The following is a 1996-nucleotide window of genomic DNA, read 5'->3' on the forward strand; positions in this document are numbered from 1 at the left end:
TCCAGCTGCCCGCTCCGACCGCTCTCCGAACGCGGGAAGAACTCGTACCAGGAACCGAACAGCGCCCGCTCCCGCTCCACCAGCAGCGGCAACGGGAGGGAGCGGGTGAGCCGTTCACGCAGCGGATGCTCCGCGAGAGCGGCCTTCACCCCCGGAGCCAGGGCCGCCGCGAGCCGGTCGCCCGGCGGCCGGGAGTCGTCGCGCAGGGCGTCGGCGGCGGCCAGCACGGTGTCCCGGCCGGCCCCTGCGGGCACCCCCGTGGCGGCCCGCTCATGGAGCGCGGCGCCCTCCTCCAGGACAAGACCGACGTCGACCCCGGCCGGGATCTTGACCTCGGCGACGCGCCGCCATCCGGTCACCGGGTCGCTCCACGCCTCCACCAGGTAGGTCCAGTGGCCCGTTTCCGACGGCGTCACACGGGCGCCCCAGTGGTCGGTGCCGGGGGCCAGTTCACGCATCGGCGTCCACGGGCCGGGGCGGCCGCTCGGATCGCGCAGGACCACATTGGCGCCGACCACGTCATGGCCCTCGCCGAAGAGGGTGGCGGTGACCTGGAAGGTCTCGCCGACCACCGCTTTGGCGGGCCGTCTGCCGCATTCGACGACCGGCCGCACATCCATGACGGGTATGCGGCCGGTGTCCGTGTTCGCGTCCATGCGTTTCGCCTCCGCGGTTCTGGGCCCCAGTCGTCGTTGCCGCGATAGGCCCTTTCGGTGCGGTCCTTCGGACCGTCGTTCAGATCCGTGCCGGAACGTCCTGCAGATAGACCTCGGCGGCGTTCGCCGCCTCCCGCGCGCAGCGCTTCCCCATCAGGACGCACAGGGTGTAACCGGTGTTCTCGAAATTCCCCCGCACCACACGGTCGGCGGGAGTCGCGAGAAGCAGGCGTTCCCACGCCCGGTAGCGCTCCAGATGCCTGGCGACCTCGGCTTTGGCAGGCAGCAGCATCACGCTGGTCACCTTCCCGATCTCTCGACCGCGCACGGCTCGCCTGGCCGGCGAGTGAGGGCCGTACGCGAAGGGGAGCCGTCCCGTCACGGAGCGACACCCTCACTCATGGTGCCTGTACAGCGACCGAGCGTCTTGTTGGTTCTTCAACAACATTGGGGGTGCTCTCGTGTTGCACGAATGGAGTAGCCCTCTCATCCTGAAGGTCACTCAGGAGCGACCAGTGCTCACGCTTCGTACTCGGGGCTCGGTCCCGCAGGGGGCGAGGAGGAGCGAGAGCTTCGCCGGTGAGGAGCCAACGACGATGAAAGCCGCAGTTCCCTGCTACTACCACCTCGACGTGGAGCTCAGCCAGGAAAGGGTCGGACAGGTCAAGCGGATCCTGGCCGCGCACCTCCGGTACTGGAACCTGGAGAATCTCGTCGATTCCGTCTGCCACTGCGCGGAAGCGCTGCTCCGCACGATCGAGCAGCACGCCGCCGACAAGAACACGACCATCGAGATGTGGTGGAACGGCCAGCACCTCATCGCCGCCGTCTCGGACAACAGCCAGGACATCCGCCCGCACAAGGCGCCGCAGGGATGTCTCGCCCAGATCGCCGCCCTGAGTGACGGCTGGGGCTGCTGCGCCACGGACGTCGGCGGCAAGATCATCTGGTTCTCGTGGCGGGCCCGCGCCGCCGAACACGCCCCGCTGGAACCTCCCGTGCCGGCGCCCAGCCTGCGCGAGGCGCGCCCGATGCCCCGGTACATGGTGCTGCCGGAACCCGCGCTCGCCACCACCCGCGAAGAGACCGAGCCGGTCGCCGCCCGCGGGTGACTCGTCAGCGGACCCGGCCGTGATCCTCGTACGGCGATCACGTACGCGTCCGGAACGGGCGCCCGTCCCTCAGGGCGTGACCTACGACGGCGAAGGAACTGACTTCGCCCGCTTCACCCAAGTGGGGGGGGGGGGGGGGGTGTTGTCGGGGGGGGGGGGGGGGGGCGGCCGTGAGGGTTTGCTCTCCTGGGGGGTAGGGGGGGGCGCGAGCATCCGCCGTCCTGGGGT

At 70.3% G+C, this 1996-nt stretch carries 2 protein-coding genes and 1 pseudogene; 1 reads left to right on the forward strand and 2 read right to left on the reverse strand.

Annotated features, from left to right (window positions below; translation table 11 throughout):
• Nucleotides 1–656 (reverse strand): maltotransferase domain-containing protein (locus tag ACZ6KY_RS36085; RefSeq protein WP_469314482.1); only part of this gene is annotated, 656 nt, incomplete at its 3' end.
• 100 nt (nt 657–756) lie between these two features.
• Nucleotides 757–948 (reverse strand): annotated as a pseudogene (locus ACZ6KY_RS36090) (DUF5133 domain-containing protein); the annotation flags it as partial.
• A 304-nt stretch (nt 949–1252) separates the two neighbouring features.
• Between ACZ6KY_RS36090 and ACZ6KY_RS36095 the strand changes: the two are divergent.
• Nucleotides 1253–1768, forward strand: a complete 516-nt coding sequence (locus tag ACZ6KY_RS36095) for a pep a2 (protein ID WP_469314483.1) — start codon at nt 1253–1255, stop codon at nt 1766–1768.
• The last annotated feature ends 228 nt before the right edge of the window (nt 1769–1996 follow it).

It is taken from the genome of Streptomyces sp. NPDC042002 (genome assembly GCF_055588305.1).